Below are 15,789 nucleotides of genomic sequence, written 5' to 3'. Positions count from 1 at the left end.
GACAGCGCGGCGCGCTACCCCTTGGTGGCGCCCGCGGTCAGCCCCGCGACCAGGTGCTTCTGCGCCAGCCAGACGAAGGCCAGCACGGGCAGGAGCTGCACGGTCGCGGCGGCGAACAGCACGCCCCATTCCACGCCGTCGAAATTGCCGACGATCTCCGCCAGCACCAGCGGCGCCGTGCGCGCGGCGGTCGAGGTGAAGATGAAGGCGAACAGGAACTCGTTCCAGGCATAGACGATCACGAAGACCGCGACCGCCAGCATCCCCTGCGCGGCCAGCGGCGCGATGATGCGGACCAGCGTGACCAGGCGCGACGCCCCGTCCACCGCCGCCGCCTCGTCCAGCTCCGGCGGGATCTGCGCGATGAAGGCGCGCATGACGAAGGTGCCGAGCGATACGAAGAAGGTTGCGTAGAGCCCGGCCATGAGCACATGCGTGTCCTGCAGGCCGAGCGCGTTCGCCACCGGAAACAGCGGCAGCGTCACCACGATGGGCGGCACCAGCCGCACCACGATCAGCAGGAAGGCGGAGGCGCCGAGCCAGCGGCCGCGGAACCGCGCATAGGCGTAGCCCGACAGCAGGCTGGCACCCACCGCCAGCACGGTCGCCAGCGCGGTGATGACCAGGCTGTTCAGCAGCCCGGTGAAGAAGGCCGGCCAGCGGTCCCACAACGCGGCGTAGTGCGACAGCGTCGGCGTGAAGCCGAGCCGCGGCGGGAAGGCGAAGATGTCGCGCTCCGGCTTCAGGCTCGCGCTCACGATCAGCAGGATGGGCGCGAGCGACCAGAGCAGGATCAGCGCGACGGCACCCGCCTTCAGCGCGCCGAGCGCCAGCTTCCGCCTATTTCGCGTCATCGGCCTGCGCACGCGCCAGCCGCCACAGATAGGGCGCGGCGAGGATCAGCGAACCCACCACCATCAGCCACCCCGTCGCCGCCGCGGCGCCGAAGGCGTTGTAGCGGAAGGCTTCCAGATACAGGTACACCGCCACCACCTCCGTCGTGCGCGCCGGCCCGCCCTCGGTCAGCAGCCACACCTCGCCGAACAGGCGGAAGGCGAAGATCAGCCGGAACAGCGCGGCGACCAGGATCGCCGGCACCAGCAGCGGCAGCGTCACGCGGCGGAAGGTCTGCCACGGCCCCGCCCCGTCGATCCGCGCGGCCTCGTACAGCTCGACCGGCAGCGCCAGGCGCGCGGCGTAGAGGATCATGAAGGTGAAGGGCAGGTGCAGCCAGGTGGACAGCAGGCTGACCAGCACCAGCCCATGCGACGGCACCACCGCATATTCCAGCGAGGGTAGCCCGAGAAGCCCGAGCAGGTAGGCGACATGCCCGACCTCCGGGTCGAACAGGTAGCGCCACATCACGACCGCCGCGACCTCGCTCACCGCATAGGGCGCCAGCACGATCGCCAGCATCAGCCGCTTCATCGGCAGCCCATGCGCGAACAGCAGCGCCATGCCAAGGCCGAGCAGCAATTCGGCATGCACCACCACCAGCACGACCAGCGCCGTGTTCCACAGCGCCCGCCAGAAGAACGGGTCCGCCAGGATACGCGCGTAGTTCGCCAAGCCGACGAACACCGTGCCGGTCCCGAAGGAGGAGGTGTTGAGCGACAGCCAGAGCAGCCAGGCGGCGGGGACGACGATGACGGCGAAGACCATCGCCTGGGCCGGCGCGATCAGCCCGAGCCGGGTCCACGCCGTCTCCCGCATCAGTCGGGCACGCGCATCCGCGCCAGCGCCTCGCGGTCGAGCGTGACGCCGAGGCCGGGGGCCTGCGGCACCTCCAGCATCCCGTCCCGCAGCACGGCGACGTCGCCGACCAGCGGCGCGCTGAGGTGCTGCCGCAGCGGGTTGTCGAAGACCATGCATTCGAAGGTGCGGAAATTCTCGGCCGCCGCGGCCAGGTGCAGGCTTGCGGCGGCGCAGACGCTGCCGGACCAGCCGATATGCGGCGCATAGGCGACGCCGTGCATAGCCGCGTGTTCCGCGATGCGCCAGGTCTCGGTGATGCCGCCCGACCGCGCGACATCGGGCTGGATGAGGCCCAGCACATGGTCCCGCACGAGTTCAGCCGAATCGGCCGCGGTGAAGTCGCTCTCGCCCGCCGCGATGCGGATGGGCAGGTGCTGCGCAAGCCGGCGGTAGCCCGCATGGTCGCCGGGCGGCACCGGTTCCTCCAGGAACCAGTAGCCGCAATCGGCCATTGCGCGGCCGACGCGCATCGCGTCATCCGCGTCGTAGATCCAGTTGGCGTCGCAGCCCAGCAGCACGTCGTCCGGCACCAGGCGACGGATGAAGCGGACGCGGCGGATCGCCTCCTCCGCGGGTCGGCCGATCTTCACCTTGATCTGCGTGAAGCCCTGGGCGAGCGCCTTCGCGACCTCGGCCTCCACGCGCAGGTCCTCGGCCCAGTTGATGGAGGACGCATAGGCCTGCACGCGCGGCCGCCCGATGCCGCCGAGCAGCTTCCAGACCGGCTGCCCCGCCGCCTGCCCCGCCAGGTCCCAAAGCGCGATGTCGATGCCGGCGATCGCCTCGATCAGCATCCCGCCCGTGCGGCCGGTCAGCGTGCCGCGCATGGCATTCCACAGCGCGCGCCGGTCATGCGCGGAGCGGCCGACCAGCTTCGGCGCCAGCACGTCGCGGATGAACCGGGCATAGCCGGCCGAACCGCGCCGGGCGAGGCATTCGCCGATGCCGGTGAGGCCCGATTCGGTCACCACCTCGACGATCACGATCTCCAGCGCGGGCCAGTCCCCCTGGCTCGTCACCTGCACGGTGGGCAGCACCGCGCGCAGCGGGTGGGCGATGACGGATCGGATGGTCAGCGGATCGGCCATGGTGCAAACCTATCGGATAGGTTGGTCGGTTGCAAGGTTCGGGCCGGGGCTGGTAGCCTTCCCGCCATGCAGGACGCTGCGGCCGATCCCTTCGGCGAGATGCGGGCGCTGGCGCCGGTGCGCCTGGCCGATGGCGTGCTGGCCGAACTCACCGCCGCGATCCTGGACGGCCGCCTGCCCGAAGGCGGCGCCCTGCCATCCGAGGCGCGGATCGCCGCCCGCTTCGGTGTCTCCAAGCAGGTGGTGCGGGAGGCGATCCGCCAGCTCTCCGCGCTCGGCGTGCTGGAGATCGGCCAGGGCCGCGCGACGCGCGTGGTGGCGATGGGGGCCGAGCCGCTCGGCCGCTTCTGGTCCTTCGCCGTCGGCGCCACGCGCCAGGGCCTGCGCGAGGCGGTGGAACTGCGCCGCATGCTGGAGCCGCAGGTGGCGGCGCTGGCCGCGGAACGCGCGACGGAGGCGGGCATCGCCGCCCTCGCCGCCGCGCTTGCGCGCATGGAAGCCGCGCTGTCGGACACATCGCACTGGATCGTCGCCGATCTCGACTTCCATGAGACGCTGGCGCGGATGACCGGCAACCGCCTGGTCGAGTTGCAGATGCGTGGCCTGCGCCCGGTGATCGAGCGGGTCATGGCCCTGCTGAACCATGCCGGCACCCGCACGGAGGCGGACTGGCGCATCACGCTGGAACGCCATGCCCGAGTGCTGCGGGCGGTGGCGGCGCGCGACGCGGTGGCGGCGCAGGCGGCGATGCGCGATCATTTCGGCGCGGCCGACACGGCCATCGCCAGCATCTTCCCCAACGAGAAGCAGCAGGAGGACACGCCATGACGATCCGCATCACCCGCCGCGCCGCGCTCGGCGCCGGGTTCGCCGCCGCGGCCCGCCCCTCCGCGGCGCAGGGCGCCGCGCTCAACGTGCTGGCGCACCGCGTCCACCAGAACGTCGCGACCGGCGCGCAGGGCGGCAACGTCTCCGATGCCTTCGCCCGCGCCAGCGGCACCGCCGTGCAATGGACAAGCTTCGACACCGGCCCCCTGTGGGAAAGGCTGCAGCGCGAGGCCTCGCTGCCCTCCACCACCATCGATGTCGGCTTCGTGCTGAACACCATGGTCTCCCCCCGCACCGTGCAGCTGTTCGAACCGCTGGAGCCCTACCTCGGCCGGGAGCCGATCGAGGATCAGGCCGATGTCTTCCCCGGCCTGGTGGACGGGATGAAGGCGGCGGGCACGCTGATCGGCATGCCGATGCGCCATGCCTCCTCCGGCCTGCACTACAACGCCGAGATCCTCGCCGAGCGCGGCATCACCCGCGCTCCCCGCACGATCGAGGAGGTGTTCGACTTCGCCCGCCGCTGCACCTATCGCCGCGGCGACGGCACGCCGGTGGTCGGGCTGCTGATGCCGGGCGTCACCTATCCCAACGTCATCGACCTGGCCCGCGCCTGGGACGGGGATTTCATCACGCCCGATTTCCGTTGCGTCGCCGACCAGCCGCCGATGCTGAACGCCATCCGCGCGCTGCGCGAACTGTGGCAGGCCGGCGCCTTCCCGCGCAACTTCGCCGCCATCCAGTCCGAGGACGTGAACACCTGGGTGCAGCAGGGCCGCGCCGCGATGGCGCTGAACTCGATGGGCCGCAACCGCATCTACAACGACCCCGCCCGCAGCCGCTTCCCCGGCAGGATCGAGACCATCGCCGTCCCCGCGAGCGAGACCATGCGCGGCCGCTTCGAGGTGGCGCCGGCCAAGGTGGAGTTCTGGGGCATGGTCATCCCCCGCAACGCGCGGCGGAAGGACCTCTCCTGGGCCTTCATCCGCCACGTCATGTCGAAGCCCTCCACCCTGGCCATGGCGCTGAACGGCAACGGCCCGGTCCGCAACTCGACCTACGAGGACCCGCGGATGCGCGAGAGCCTGCCCTATGCCGAGGAGGAGCGCCGCGTGCTGCGCGTGGCCCGCGTGCCCCTGCCCGCCTTCGACGAGGCACCCCGCGCCGGCGACATCTTCAAGGAGGAGGCGGAGGCCGCGGTGCTCGGCCTCAAGACGCCGGAAGCGGCGATGGCGAGCGTGGTGCAGCGCGTGACGCCCCTGCTGCCGCGCAACTCGTGATCGCGACGGCCGCGCTCTCCTCCGTCCTGCAGCGCCGCTTCGGCGTCGCGCGGCACGCCATGCGCGGGTTGCGCGCGCTCGACCCCGGCCGCGCGCGCTTCGCGGGCCCGGCCGCGACGGTGCGCTATCTGGCGCGGCGCGAGGACCGGGACGAGGCGCTGTCCCCCTTCAACCCCGCCTCCCCCTTCGCCGCCGCCTTCGAGCAGGTGGGAGAAGGCGCGGTGCTGGTGATCGACGCGCAGGGCGATGCGGGCGCGGGCATATTGGGGGAGATGCTGGCCACCCGGCTCTCCGCCCGCGGATGCGCCGGCGTGGTCTGCGACGGCGGGATGCGCGACGTGGCGGAGATCGCGGCGCTCGGCCTGCCGGTGATCCATCGCGGGCCGGCACCGGCCTCCTCCACCGCGTCGCTGATGCTGGTGGATTTCGCGCTGCCGGTCACCTGCGCCGGCGCCACGGTCTTCCCCGGCGACTGGATCGTCTCGGACGAGGACGGCGTGGTGGTCTGCCCCGCCGAGATCTGGGAGAAGGCGCGCGCCGAGGTGGAGCAGCGCGCGGCGCTGGAGGGCTGGCTGCGCCTTCGCCTCGCGGCGGGCGAGCCGATGAACGGGCTCTACCCACCGACCGAGGCGGTGAAGGCGGCCCATGCGCGCTGGCTTGCCGCCGGGTCGCCGCCGGACCGGCTGGTGGTGTAGGGCGGCCTACTCGCCCCACATGTCGCGGCGGAACTGCTCCTGCGCCGCGTCCTCGGCATCCGCCGCGTCGCCCCAGGGGGTGCGGACCTCGTCCGTCGGGACATGCACCAGCACGCGCTCGATGCCGGTGATCCGCACCGTCTCCCCGCCGACCGTCAGCTCGCCCCTGAACTCCACCTGCCGGCCGCCGCCGTCGAAGGCCTGCACGTTGCCCATCCCGTCCACGCGCAGCGTCACCGGGCCGTCGGCGTGGCAGAAGGCAGCCTGGAAGGCGGCGAAGTCCATGCCCCGGCTGACATCGAACATGTCCGCCCCGCCCGCCCCGCCATCGACCACGTCGTTGCCGTCGCCCGGCTGCCACATGATGCGGTCCGTGCCGTCGCCGCCGAGCAGCGTGTCCGACGCCCCGTCGCCGCGCCCGCCCGACAGCGTGTCCTCGCGCGCGCCGCCGTCGAGCAGGTCCGCGCCGGCGCCGCCATCCATCTGGTCCCAGCCGGTGCCGCCGCGCAGCGTGTCCTGCCCGTCCTCGCCGTTCAGGAAGCTGAACTGGCTTCGGGTGCCGATCACGTCGTCGCCGCCGCCACCCGAGACCGAGCCGACCAGGCCTTCCCCGGTCAGCGTGTCGGCGCCGGCGCCACCCTGCTGCCCGCCCATGCCGCCGGTTACGCCGTGCAGCGCCGCGTCGTCGATCCGCGCGATGCCCGCGGGGCGGCCGCCCCCGGCCTGGTCGGTGTCCTTCGCGGCGGTCGTACCCATGCCCTCGTCCCCGTCGATGCGGCTGCCGGCACCACATTATGGTGCGGCGCCGCGGCGCGCCATTCGCCCATTGCGATCGGGACCATAGGCCGCCCCTGTCGCCTCCGGGGGACCGACGCCGCTACCCCATCGCCACCATCGCCCGCCCCCCGGCGAGCCGCAGGATGCGCGTCGGGCGCTCCACGCCGATCAGGCGGTGCACCACCAGGATCACGCTGCGCCCGGCCGTCGCCTCGCCCAGCGTCTCCAGGAAGGCGCGTTCCGTGTCGGGGTCGAGCCCCGCCGCCGGCTCGTCCAGGATCAGCACCGGCGCATCGCTCAGCAGCGCGCGGGCGAGGGCGAGGCGGCGCGCCTGGCCGCCGGAGAAGCGGGTGCCGGCCTCGCCGCAGCGGGTCGCCAGCCCCTCCGGCAGGGCGCGCACCACGTCGCCGATGCCGGCGGCGTCCAGCGCGCGCCACAGCGCGGGCTCCTCCGCTTCCGGCTTCGCGAGGCGCAGGTTCGCCTCGATGCTGTCGTCGAACAGGCGGGCATCCTGCGTCAGGCAGGCGATGCGCGCGCGCACATCGTCCGCCGCCAGCGTCGCGATGTCGACGCCGCCGAGCGTGATGCGCCCGGCCTGGGGGGCGGCGAATTTCAGCAGCAGGGAGGTGAGCGTGGACTTGCCGATGCCGGACGGCCCGAGCAGCGCGATGCGCGCGCCCTCCGGCACGTCGAGGTCGAGACCGTCGAACACCGCCTCGCCCTCCGGCGTCCAGGCGAAGCGCACGCCCTCCGCCCGGATCGCGTGGCCGCGGGGCGGGGCCGCGGGGGCGGGCGGGTCGACCACGGGGGGGGCGGCGTCGGCGGCCTCGAACAGGCGCCGCGCGCTCGCCCACGCGGCGGCCAGCGCGGCGCCCGCGCGCGGCATCAGCCCCAGCGCCTCGGCCGCCGCGGTGGCCAGGAACAGGCCGAGCACCGCCGCCGCGACCGCCGCCTGCCCCATCGCCACGCCATAGGCGAGCGCGCCGAGCATCGCCGCCTGCGTCAGCACCGCCCCCGCCGCCCCGCCCCAGGCCGCGCGCCGCGCCAGCGCGCGCTGCGCGCCGGACAGCGCCGCGCCCTCGGCGGCCACGCGCTCCGACGCGACCCTCTCCGCCCCGGCGGCCAGCGTGTCCTCGATGCCGGTCAGCGGATCGACCACGGCGGCGCGCAGCGCGCCCTGCGCCACCGCCACCCTCTCCCCCGCCGAAGCGGCGCCCGGCGCCAGCAGCGGCGGCAGCAGCAGCGCGAGCGCGAGCGGCAGCGCCACCAGCGCCGCCAGCAGCGGCGAGACGGCGCCGAGCAGCAGCGCGATGACCACCACCACGGAACCTGCCGCCACCGCCGGCACGATCGCGCCGAGATAGACGCGGTCCAGCGCGTCGATATCGGACACCAGCCGCCCCAGCAGGTCCCCCGCGCGGCGGAAGCCGAGCCCGGCGGGCAGCCGTTCCGCCAGGCGGCGGAAGAACCAGACCCGCGTGTCGGCCAGCGCGCGGAAGGTCGCCGCGTGGGTGACCAGGCGTTCCAGGTAGCGGGCCGCAGGGCGCAGGATCATCACCGGCCGCAGCCAGACGATGGCGGCCGCCCCGGCCGCAGCGCCGGCGGTCGCGATCCCCTCCGACACCGCATCCCCCGCCAGCGCCAGCAGCGCGATGCCGAGCAGGGCGGCGACGCAGGCCGCCGCGATGCCGGCCAGCAGCCAGGCGCCGCGCCCGCGCCACAGGCCCAGCACGCGGATCAGGTCCGCCCTCATTCGCCTGCCATCCGGGCGCCCGCGGCGCGCCCGCCCTCGATCTCCAGAACGCGGCCAAGGCTGCGCTGCGCGGCGCGCGAATGGGTGGCCACGATCGCCGTCCGCCCGGCGCAGAGCCGGCGCAGGCTCTCCAGCACGTCGGCCTCCGTCCCCGGGTCGAGATGCGCCGTCGGCTCGTCCAGCAGCACCAGCGGTGCGTCGCGCAGGAAGGCGCGCGCGACCGCGACGCGCTGCGCCTGCCCGCCGGACAGGCCGTAGCCGCCCTCCCCCACCAGCGTGTCGAGGCCGCGCGTCAGGCCGCGGGCGAAGTTCATCACCCGCGCCTGCTCGGCCGCGGCCTCCACCTGGGCATCCGTCGCCTCGGGCCGGGCGAGGCGGATGTTCTCCCGCAGGGTGCCGCGGAACAGGTGCGCGCGCTGGCCGACATAGGAGGTCAGCCGCCGGAGCTCAGCCGGGGCCAGCAGCGTCGCATCCTGCCCGTTCAGCGCGATGCGCCCCGAATCGGGGCGCCGGAAGCCCATCAGCAGCCGCAGGACGGAGGACTTGCCGGCACCGGACGGCCCGGCCAGCACCAGCGTCTCCCCCGGCATCACGCGGAAGGACAGGCCGGCCAGCGCCGCCGGGCGGGTCGGGTCGTAGCTCAGCGTCACCTCGGTGAAGGTGACCACCAGCTTGCGCGGCAGCTCCTCCAGCCGCAGGCCGGCCGGTCCCTCCGGCGCCGCCAGCAGGGGCGCCAGCTCCGCCGCCGCGCCGCGGGCGCCGAGGCGTTCGTGATAGGCCTGGGAGAAGGCGCGGAGCGGCGCGAAGAAGGCCGGCACCAGCAGCAGGCAGAAGATCCCGGCCGCCGGGTCCGGATGCGCGCCCGCCAGCAGCAGCCCGTGGCGGTAGGCGAGCGAGGCGATGGCCAGCGCCGCCAGCAATTCCATCGCGGCGGAGGACAGGAAGGCCACGCGGAGCACCCGCATGGTGCGGCCGCGCAGTTCCTCCGCCGCCCGGCCGAGCGCGGCGGCCTCGGCCTCCTGCCGGCGGAACAGCACCAGGGTCGGCAGGCCTCGCATCCGGTCGAGGAAGCGGCCCGACAGGCGGCCGAGCGCGTCGAACTGCCGCCGGCTGGCCTGCGCGGCGCCGATGCCGGTGACCGCCATGGCAACCGGCACCAGCAGCCCGGCGCCCAGCAGGATCAGGCCGCTCGGCGCATCGGCGGCAAGCGCCGCGGCCGCCACCAGCGCAGGCCCGGCCAGCGCCAGCATCGCCGCCGGCAGCCAGCGCGTGAGGAAGCCTTCCAGCGCCTCGATCCGGTCCACCACCAGGGCGGCGCGTTCGCCCACCGGGCGGGGGTCGGTCGCCCCTTCCTCCAGCAGGCGGGCGAAGGCCTGGCCGCGCAGCCGCGCCTTCGCGGCTTCCCCCGCCGCGACGAGGGCGCGTTCCTGCGCCACGCCGAATCCGGCCGACAGCGCCGCCAGCGCCGCCGCGGCCGCAAGCTCGTTCCAGCCCGCAGCCCCGTGGCCGAGCAGCGAGGCGATCAGCGCGGCGAACAGCCAGGCCTGGGCGATGCCGATGGCGACCTGCCCGATGCCGAGCGCAAGCGGCAGCGCAAGCCGCGCGCGCGCCAGCCGCGCCTCGCGCTGCAGCAGCGCGCGTGCGGCGCCGTCTCCCGGTTGTCCGTGCCTGGCCATCCCTCCCGACCATAAGGCAGAGCCCGGCTGCGGTCATCCCAGGGGGCGGTCACCTTGCGGGGTTGCCGGCAGGCGCCGCGGTCCCACACTCTCGCGCGATCGAGGAGCCCGCCGGATGCTGCCCAGCCATGACCGCTACGACCACGCCGACTGGCGCGGCCGCGCACCCTATGCCTGGCCGGGCGGGGCGCGGCTGGCGGTCTATCTCGGCGTCAACCTCGAGCATTTCGCCTTCGGCGAGGGGCTGGGCGCCGAACTTGCGCCCGGCGGGCCGCAGCCGGACGTGCTGAACTACGCCTGGCGGGACTACGGCAACCGGGTGGGCGCGTGGCGGCTGCTGGACCTGCTCGACGAACTCGCCCTGCCCGCCACCGTGCTGCTGAACAGCGCGATGTACGGCCACGCCCCGGCCCTGGTCGCCGCGCACCGGGCCCGTGGCGACGAGATCGCGGGCCATGGCCGCACCAATTCCGAACGGCAGTCCACCCTGCCGGAAGCCGAGGAACGCGCCCTGATCGCGGAGGCGACCGCCGCCATCGCGGCGGCCGAGGGCCGGGCGCCGCGCGGCTGGCTCTCCCCCTGGATCGCGGAAAGCCGGGCGACGCCGGACCTGCTGCGGGAAGCGGGCTACGCCTACACCCTGAACTGGTGCGCCGACGATGCGCCGGTGTGGATGCGCACGCGCGGTGGCCCGCTGCTCGCCGTGCCCTACCCGCAGGAGGTGAACGACATCCCCGCCATCGTCGCCCGCAAGGACGGGGCGGAGGATTTCGCGCGGATGATCGTCGACGACCTGGAGGAGCGGCTGCGCCAGACGCGGGACGGGCTGGCGCAGGTGATGGGCATCGCGCTGCACCCCTACATCATCGGCCAGCCCTACCGGATGCGCGCGCTGCGCCACGCCCTGGCGCGGGTGGCGGCGGAACGCGGGCGCGTCTGGATCACCACCGCGGGCGCCATCCACGACCATGTCGCCGCGCTGCCCGCCGGGATCGTTCCCGGCTGCCCGCGCGTTGCGCCCGCCACCATGGAGGATGCCGCATGACGCGTGCCCTGCTTCTCGCCGCCCTGCTGCTGGGCGCCTGCGCCGCCCGCCCCGCGCAGCCGCCGGTGCGGACGGTGGAGGCCGTGGACCTCTCGCGCTATGCCGGCACCTGGTTCGAGATCGCGCGCTTCCCGACCAGCTTCCAGGACAGCGCGACCCGCCGGTGCGAGGCGGTGACCGCCACCTACACGCCGCGCCCAGACGGGCAGATCGGCGTCGTCAACAGCTGCCGCAACGCGCTCGCCGGCGGCGCGGTGATCGAGGCGGAGGCGACCGCCTATCCGGTGGAGGGCAGCAACAACAGCCGCCTGCGCGTCACCTTCTTCTGGCCCTTCTACGGCGACTACTGGGTGATCGGGCTCGACCCCGGCTATCGCTGGGCGGTGGTGGGGGCGCCCGGGCGCGACTACCTGTGGGTGCTGTCGCGCACGCCGGACCTGGCGCCCGGCGACTATGCCGAGGCGATCGGGCGCGCCCGCGCGCAGGGCTTCGAGGTGTCGCGCCTGCAGCCGACGCGCCAGCCCGCGGCGGATGCGCGGTGAGCTGGTCCGTCCCGCTCGGCCGCATCGCGGGGACCGAGATCCGGCTGCACCTGACCTTCCTGCTGCTGCTCGGCTGGATCGGCGTCTCGCAGGGGATGCGCGGCGGCCTGCCGGCGGCGGCGGAGGGGATCGTCTTCATCTGCCTGCTGTTCGGCTGCGTGCTGCTGCACGAATTCGGCCATGTCGCGGCGGCGCGGCGCTACGGCGTGCGCACGCCCGACATCACGCTGCTGCCGATCGGCGGCGTCGCGCGGATGGAGCGCATCCCCGAGAAGCCGTCGGAGGAGCTGGTGGTGGCGCTGGCGGGCCCCGCGGTGAACGTGGCGATCGCGGCGGTGCTGTTCGCGCTGCTGGGCGGGCTGCCGCCGGTGGAGGCCGCGGCCGGCATCGACGACCCGGGCCACGGGCTGCTGGCGCGGCTGTTCTGGGTGAACGTGACGCTGGTGCTGTTCAACCTGGTGCCGGCCTTCCCGATGGATGGCGGGCGCGTGCTCCGCGCGCTGCTGGCGCTGCGGCTCGGCAGCCGCCGCGCGACGGAGATCGCGGCCGGCATCGGGCAGTTCGTCGCCTTCGGCTTCGGGCTTCTCGGCCTGCTGGGCGGCGCGCCGCTGCTGGTCTTCGTCGCGCTGTTCGTCTGGCTGGGCGCCGCCGCCGAAAGCCAGGCGGTGCAGATGCGCGAACTGACGCGCGGGATGATGGCGGGCGAGGCGATGGTCGACCGCTTCGAGGCGCTGCCCGTGACGGCGCGCATCGCCGATGCGGTGGACCTGCTGCTGCGCAGTTCGCAGACCGACTTCCCCGTTGTGGACGGCGGCGGCCGGCTGCGCGGCGTGCTGACGCGGTCCGACATGATCCGCGCGCTGCGCGAGGCCGGGCCCGATGCGCCGGTGCTGGAGGCGATGCGGCGCGAGGTGGCCACCGTGGCGCACCGCGCGCCGCTCGAACAGGCGCTGGAGGCGATGCAGGCGGCGGCCGGGCCGGTCGGCGTGCTGGATGCGGATGGCCGCCTGGTCGGGCTGCTGACGCAGGAGAACCTGGGCGAGATGCTGATGGTGGAATCCGCCCGCGCCCGCCGCCCGGCGCCGCCCAACCCCTGGGCGCCGCGGGGCTGACGCCGCGCGGCGTTCCGCCTAGGCTGCCGCGCGGAGGTTCCCCGACATGCCGCACCCGACGCGCCGCCACCTGATCCTCGGCACCGCCGCCCTCGCCGCGGGCGCGACGGAGGCGCGGGCGCAGGCCGCGCAGGACTTCCCGAACCGGCCGATCCGCGTCGTCGTCCCCTCGCCGCCCGGCGGGCCGCCGGACCTCATCCTGCGCGCCATCGCGCCGAAGCTGACCGCGGCGCTCGGCCAGCCGGTGATCACCGAGAACCGCGCCGGCGGCGGCGGGCTGGTCGGCACCGCCTATCTCGCGCGGCAGCCGGCGGACGGGCACGCTTGGCTGTTCACCACCGCGTCGCACACCAACATCCCGCCCTTCAACGAGAACGTCACCTACGACCCGGTGCGCGACTTCACCCATGTGACGCTGGCCGCGCAGAATTTCGGCCAGGCGCTGGTGGTGCACCCCGGCCTGCGCGCGGCATCGGTGGCGGAGCTGATCGACCTCGCGCGGCGCGAGCCGGGCCGCCTGACCTATGCGAATGCCGGCAACGGCACCGCCAGCCACATCCCGGCCGAGCTGATGAAGGCGATGACCGGGACCGACATCCTCTCGGTGCCCTATCGCGGCGTGGCGGAGGCGGCGGCGGACCTGCTGTCCGGGCGGATCGACATGTTCTTCGTCGGCACCCAGATCGCGCTGGAACATGTGCAGGCCGGGCGGCTGCGCGCCCTCGCCATCACCGGCAGCCGGCGCTGGAAGGGCATGCCGGAGGTGCCGACGATGCAGGAAGCCGGGCTTGCCGGCTTCGACGTGGTGAACTGGTTCGGCCTGTGGCTGCCCGCCGGCGCGCCCCGCCCGGTGGTGGACCGCATCCACGCCGCGGTGGCGGCCGCCGTGCGGGAGCCCGACGTGCGCGCGCAGTTCGACACGCTGGGCCTGGAGGGCGTCGCGATGTCGCCCGACGCCTTCGCCCCCTTCGTCGCCGACCAGGCGCGCATCGCGCAGGAGATCGGCCGCCGGGTGGGCGGCCGGGGTTAGCCCCCGGCCCGCGCCGGCGGCTCGACCCGCAGCAGGACGAGGCTCCGCAGCCGCCCGTCCTGCGTCGGCCAGTCGATGGACCGGCCCTGCGCCACGCCGATCAGCCCGGCGCCGATCAGCGACAGGATGGAGATGCGGCCCGCATCGATGTCCGTCTCGTGCGGCAGCACCACCCGGACCTCCCGCGTCTCGCCCGAAGCGGTGTCGCGGAACTCCACGAGGGAGCCCACCTCAACGACGTCAGGCGGTACCTGCCCGGCCGGCACGACCTCGGCGCGGTCCGTCTCCTCGGTCAGCAACCGGGCGACGAGCGGGTTGCGGATCCGCATCACGGCGGCGAGCGCGACCAGCCTGTCATGATCCTCGGCCGACAGCAGAAGGGGCGGGCGCGTCTCCACGGCCTCGGCGCGTGCGGTTACGGATAGTCTCCTCATCGGACAGGGAACGGGGCGCGCGGCGGGGCGGACGGCCCCGGGCGCGGAAGCGGTGTGGATGGGCAAGGGCGGGCAGTGTTGGGCCGGGGCATCCCCGGACCCGCGCGGCGGAAACGCCTGCGCTCCGGCCCGGGGCTAGTGGCCCGCCAGGAGGGTGCCCGCATGGCGCGGGCGAGGTCGGCCTGTTCCGCGGCTTCGCATCACAACCCCAAGATGCCCCTGCCGGCGGCGGGTTGCAACGCCGGTCACGGCATCGTTCGATTCCCACCGGCGCCGTCGCGCCGTCAGGCCGCGACCTGCCCCGGCGCCGTCTCCCGCCCCGAGCCGGTCAGCGCCACGATCCGCCGCCCCATCCCATCCGTGCGACAGACGATCGCCCCCTGCTCCTCGAGCCAGGTGAGCAGCCGCCGCGCGCGGCCCGCGGATCGGCTGCCATAGGCGCGGGCCAGGTCGTCATCCGTCGGGCAGGGCTCCGCCCCCAGCGCGGCGCGGGCCAGCAGCAGGTAGACGCCCTGCGTGTCCTCCGGCAGGGCGGCGGCCTGCTCCGCCACCGCCGGCCATTCCGGGTCCTCCATCGCCGCTTCCTCCACCCCGGCGCGGGCCAGCGCCAGCATCCGGCGGAAGGCGGGCAGGTCCGGCGCGCGGGCGCCGAGCCGCGCGATGCGGCAGCGCACCAGGAAATCTCCGTAAAGCAGCGCGGGCTGGCGATAGGCGGCTTCCGGCTCCGCCATAACGTCGCGCAGCAGGGCCGCGAGCTTGCGCTCCAGCTCCGCGCGTTCCTCGACCGTCGCCGGTTCCTCGGCGGCGCGGTCATGCACCGGCGCAGGCCGGGCGGCGGCGAGCTGGGCCGCGATGTCCACCGGCGGTGCTGAGGGGCGGCGCGGCGGCGCCGGCCGCGGGTCCGGCGCGGAGGCGGCCTTCAGGATCGCCTCCCGCGCCTCCTCGGACGCGGTGGGCGGCGCCACCAGCTTCGGCCCCGCCCCGCGCGACCCGGTCTCCACCGCGCCGATCCGCACCGCCAGCGGCCGGCGCGTGATGGCGGGGCCGAGCGCCAGGAAATGCCCGCGGGCGAGGTCGCGGAACTGCTCCGCCTGCCGCCTCTCCATTCCCAGCAGGTCGGCGGCGCGGGCCATGTCGATGTCGAGGAAGGTGCGCCCCATCAGGAAGTTCGACGCCTCGGCCGCCACGTTCTTCGCGAGCTTGGCCAGCCGCTGCGTCGCCACCACCCCGGCGAGCCCCCGCTTGCGCCCGCGGCACATCAGGTCCGTCATGGCGGCCAGCGCGGTGCGCCGCGCATCGTCCGCCACGTCCCCGCCCATCGCGGGGGCGAAAAGCTGTGCCTCGTCCACCACTACCAGGATGGGCGACCACAGGTCGCGCTCCACGTTGAACAGCCCGTCGAGGAAGGCGGCCGCGTGGCGAAGCTGGCTGTCCACCTCCAGGTTCTCGAGGTTCAGCACGACCGAGACGCGGTGCTGCCGGATGCCTTCCGCCGCCCGCTTCAGCCCCGGCACGCCCGACGCCGCGGCATCGATGACGAGATGCCCGAAGCGGTCGCCGAGGGTGACGAAGTCCCCCTCCGGGTCGATCACCACCTGCTGCACCCAGGGGGCGGACTGTTCCAGCAGGCGGCGCAGCAGGTGCGACTTGCCCGACCCCGAATTGCCCTGGACGAGCAGGCGCGTGGCCAGCAGTTCCTCGAGGTCGAGCGTCGCCGCCTCGCCGGTCGCGGTGGCCCCGATCTCGATGCGAACCGTCATCCAACCTCCGTCCC

At 74.4% G+C, this 15,789-nt stretch carries 15 protein-coding genes; 7 read left to right on the top strand and 8 right to left on the bottom strand.

Annotated elements, in window-relative coordinates; all coding sequences use genetic code 11:
- Window positions 1-14 precede the first annotated feature (14 nt).
- The 3 genes from ACK8OX_RS09940 to ACK8OX_RS09930 are packed head-to-tail and all read right to left on the bottom strand — an operon-like array spanning window position 15 to window position 2,843.
- Entirely contained in the window at window positions 15-854 is an 840-nt protein-coding gene (locus ACK8OX_RS09940; RefSeq protein ID WP_430663872.1) for a carbohydrate ABC transporter permease, read from the bottom strand.
- Window positions 841-1,713, bottom strand: a complete 873-nt coding sequence (locus ACK8OX_RS09935) for a carbohydrate ABC transporter permease (protein WP_430663871.1) — start codon at window positions 1,711-1,713, stop codon at window positions 841-843. Before ACK8OX_RS09935 ends, ACK8OX_RS09940 begins: the two co-directional genes overlap by 14 nt.
- A complete protein-coding gene (locus ACK8OX_RS09930; RefSeq protein WP_430663870.1) occupies window positions 1,713-2,843 on the bottom strand; it encodes a mandelate racemase/muconate lactonizing enzyme family protein in 1,131 nt (376 codons plus the stop codon). Before ACK8OX_RS09930 ends, ACK8OX_RS09935 begins: the two co-directional genes overlap by 1 nt.
- A 66-nt stretch (window positions 2,844-2,909) precedes the next feature.
- On the opposite strand from ACK8OX_RS09930, the gene ACK8OX_RS09925 reads away from it, so the two are divergent.
- From ACK8OX_RS09925 to ACK8OX_RS09915, 3 genes are read left to right on the top strand one after another with little or no spacing between them, the layout of a single operon-like run.
- Window positions 2,910-3,671, top strand: coding sequence for a FadR/GntR family transcriptional regulator (locus tag ACK8OX_RS09925; protein ID WP_430663869.1), 762 nt, complete (start codon window positions 2,910-2,912; stop codon window positions 3,669-3,671).
- Window positions 3,668-4,951, top strand: a complete 1,284-nt coding sequence (locus ACK8OX_RS09920; protein ID WP_430663868.1) for an ABC transporter substrate-binding protein — start codon at window positions 3,668-3,670, stop codon at window positions 4,949-4,951. Before ACK8OX_RS09925 ends, ACK8OX_RS09920 begins: the two co-directional genes overlap by 4 nt.
- Window positions 4,948-5,646, top strand: coding sequence for a hypothetical protein (locus ACK8OX_RS09915; protein WP_430663867.1), 699 nt, complete (start codon window positions 4,948-4,950; stop codon window positions 5,644-5,646). The genes ACK8OX_RS09920 and ACK8OX_RS09915 overlap by 4 nt, the downstream gene beginning before the upstream one ends.
- Window positions 5,647-5,652: 6 nt before the next feature.
- Here the strand turns inward: ACK8OX_RS09915 and ACK8OX_RS09910 are convergent, their stop codons facing one another.
- The 3 genes from ACK8OX_RS09910 to cydD all read right to left on the bottom strand — a co-directional run bounded on the left by ACK8OX_RS09910 (window position 5,653) and on the right by cydD (window position 9,852).
- Window positions 5,653-6,402, bottom strand: a complete 750-nt coding sequence (locus ACK8OX_RS09910) for a calcium-binding protein (protein ID WP_430663866.1) — start codon at window positions 6,400-6,402, stop codon at window positions 5,653-5,655.
- Between the two features lie 121 nt (window positions 6,403-6,523).
- Window positions 6,524-8,176, bottom strand: a complete 1,653-nt coding sequence (gene cydC / locus ACK8OX_RS09905; protein WP_430663865.1) for a thiol reductant ABC exporter subunit CydC — start codon at window positions 8,174-8,176, stop codon at window positions 6,524-6,526.
- Window positions 8,173-9,852 (bottom strand): thiol reductant ABC exporter subunit CydD, encoded by a 1,680-nt coding sequence (gene cydD, locus ACK8OX_RS09900; RefSeq protein ID WP_430663864.1) that lies wholly within the window; start codon window positions 9,850-9,852, stop codon window positions 8,173-8,175. The genes cydC and cydD overlap by 4 nt, the downstream gene beginning before the upstream one ends.
- A gap of 115 nt (window positions 9,853-9,967) precedes the next feature.
- Here cydD and ACK8OX_RS09895 point away from each other — a divergent pair, with 115 nt between their 5' ends.
- From ACK8OX_RS09895 to ACK8OX_RS09880, 4 genes are read left to right on the top strand one after another with little or no spacing between them, the layout of a single operon-like run.
- Window positions 9,968-10,897 (top strand): polysaccharide deacetylase family protein, encoded by a 930-nt coding sequence (locus ACK8OX_RS09895; RefSeq protein WP_430663863.1) that lies wholly within the window; start codon window positions 9,968-9,970, stop codon window positions 10,895-10,897.
- Window positions 10,894-11,439 (top strand): lipocalin family protein, encoded by a 546-nt coding sequence (locus tag ACK8OX_RS09890; protein ID WP_430663862.1) that lies wholly within the window; start codon window positions 10,894-10,896, stop codon window positions 11,437-11,439. Before ACK8OX_RS09895 ends, ACK8OX_RS09890 begins: the two co-directional genes overlap by 4 nt.
- Window positions 11,436-12,551: a site-2 protease family protein gene (locus tag ACK8OX_RS09885; RefSeq protein ID WP_430663861.1), complete on the top strand. Its 1,116-nt coding sequence runs from the start codon at window positions 11,436-11,438 to the stop codon at window positions 12,549-12,551. The genes ACK8OX_RS09890 and ACK8OX_RS09885 overlap by 4 nt, the downstream gene beginning before the upstream one ends.
- A gap of 46 nt (window positions 12,552-12,597) precedes the next feature.
- The gene (locus tag ACK8OX_RS09880; protein ID WP_430663860.1) at window positions 12,598-13,581 is read left to right on the top strand and encodes a tripartite tricarboxylate transporter substrate-binding protein; all 984 of its coding nucleotides are present in this window, start codon (window positions 12,598-12,600) and stop codon (window positions 13,579-13,581) included.
- Here the strand turns inward: ACK8OX_RS09880 and rnk are convergent.
- Together rnk and ACK8OX_RS09870 are read right to left on the bottom strand one after the other, a co-directional pair.
- Complete coding sequence (gene rnk, locus ACK8OX_RS09875; RefSeq protein ID WP_430663859.1) at window positions 13,578-14,015, bottom strand: nucleoside diphosphate kinase regulator; 438 nt, start codon at window positions 14,013-14,015, stop codon at window positions 13,578-13,580. The genes ACK8OX_RS09880 and rnk overlap by 4 nt on opposite strands.
- Window positions 14,016-14,299: 284 nt before the next feature.
- Window positions 14,300-15,775, bottom strand: a complete 1,476-nt coding sequence (locus ACK8OX_RS09870; RefSeq protein ID WP_430663858.1) for a helicase HerA domain-containing protein — start codon at window positions 15,773-15,775, stop codon at window positions 14,300-14,302.
- Between the last annotated feature and the right edge of the window lie 14 nt (window positions 15,776-15,789).

This window comes from Falsiroseomonas sp. CW058 (genome assembly GCF_050563535.1).
Lineage (GTDB): Bacteria > Pseudomonadota > Alphaproteobacteria > Acetobacterales > Acetobacteraceae > Falsiroseomonas.
This window is presented reverse-complemented; position numbering and strand designations above follow the sequence as displayed.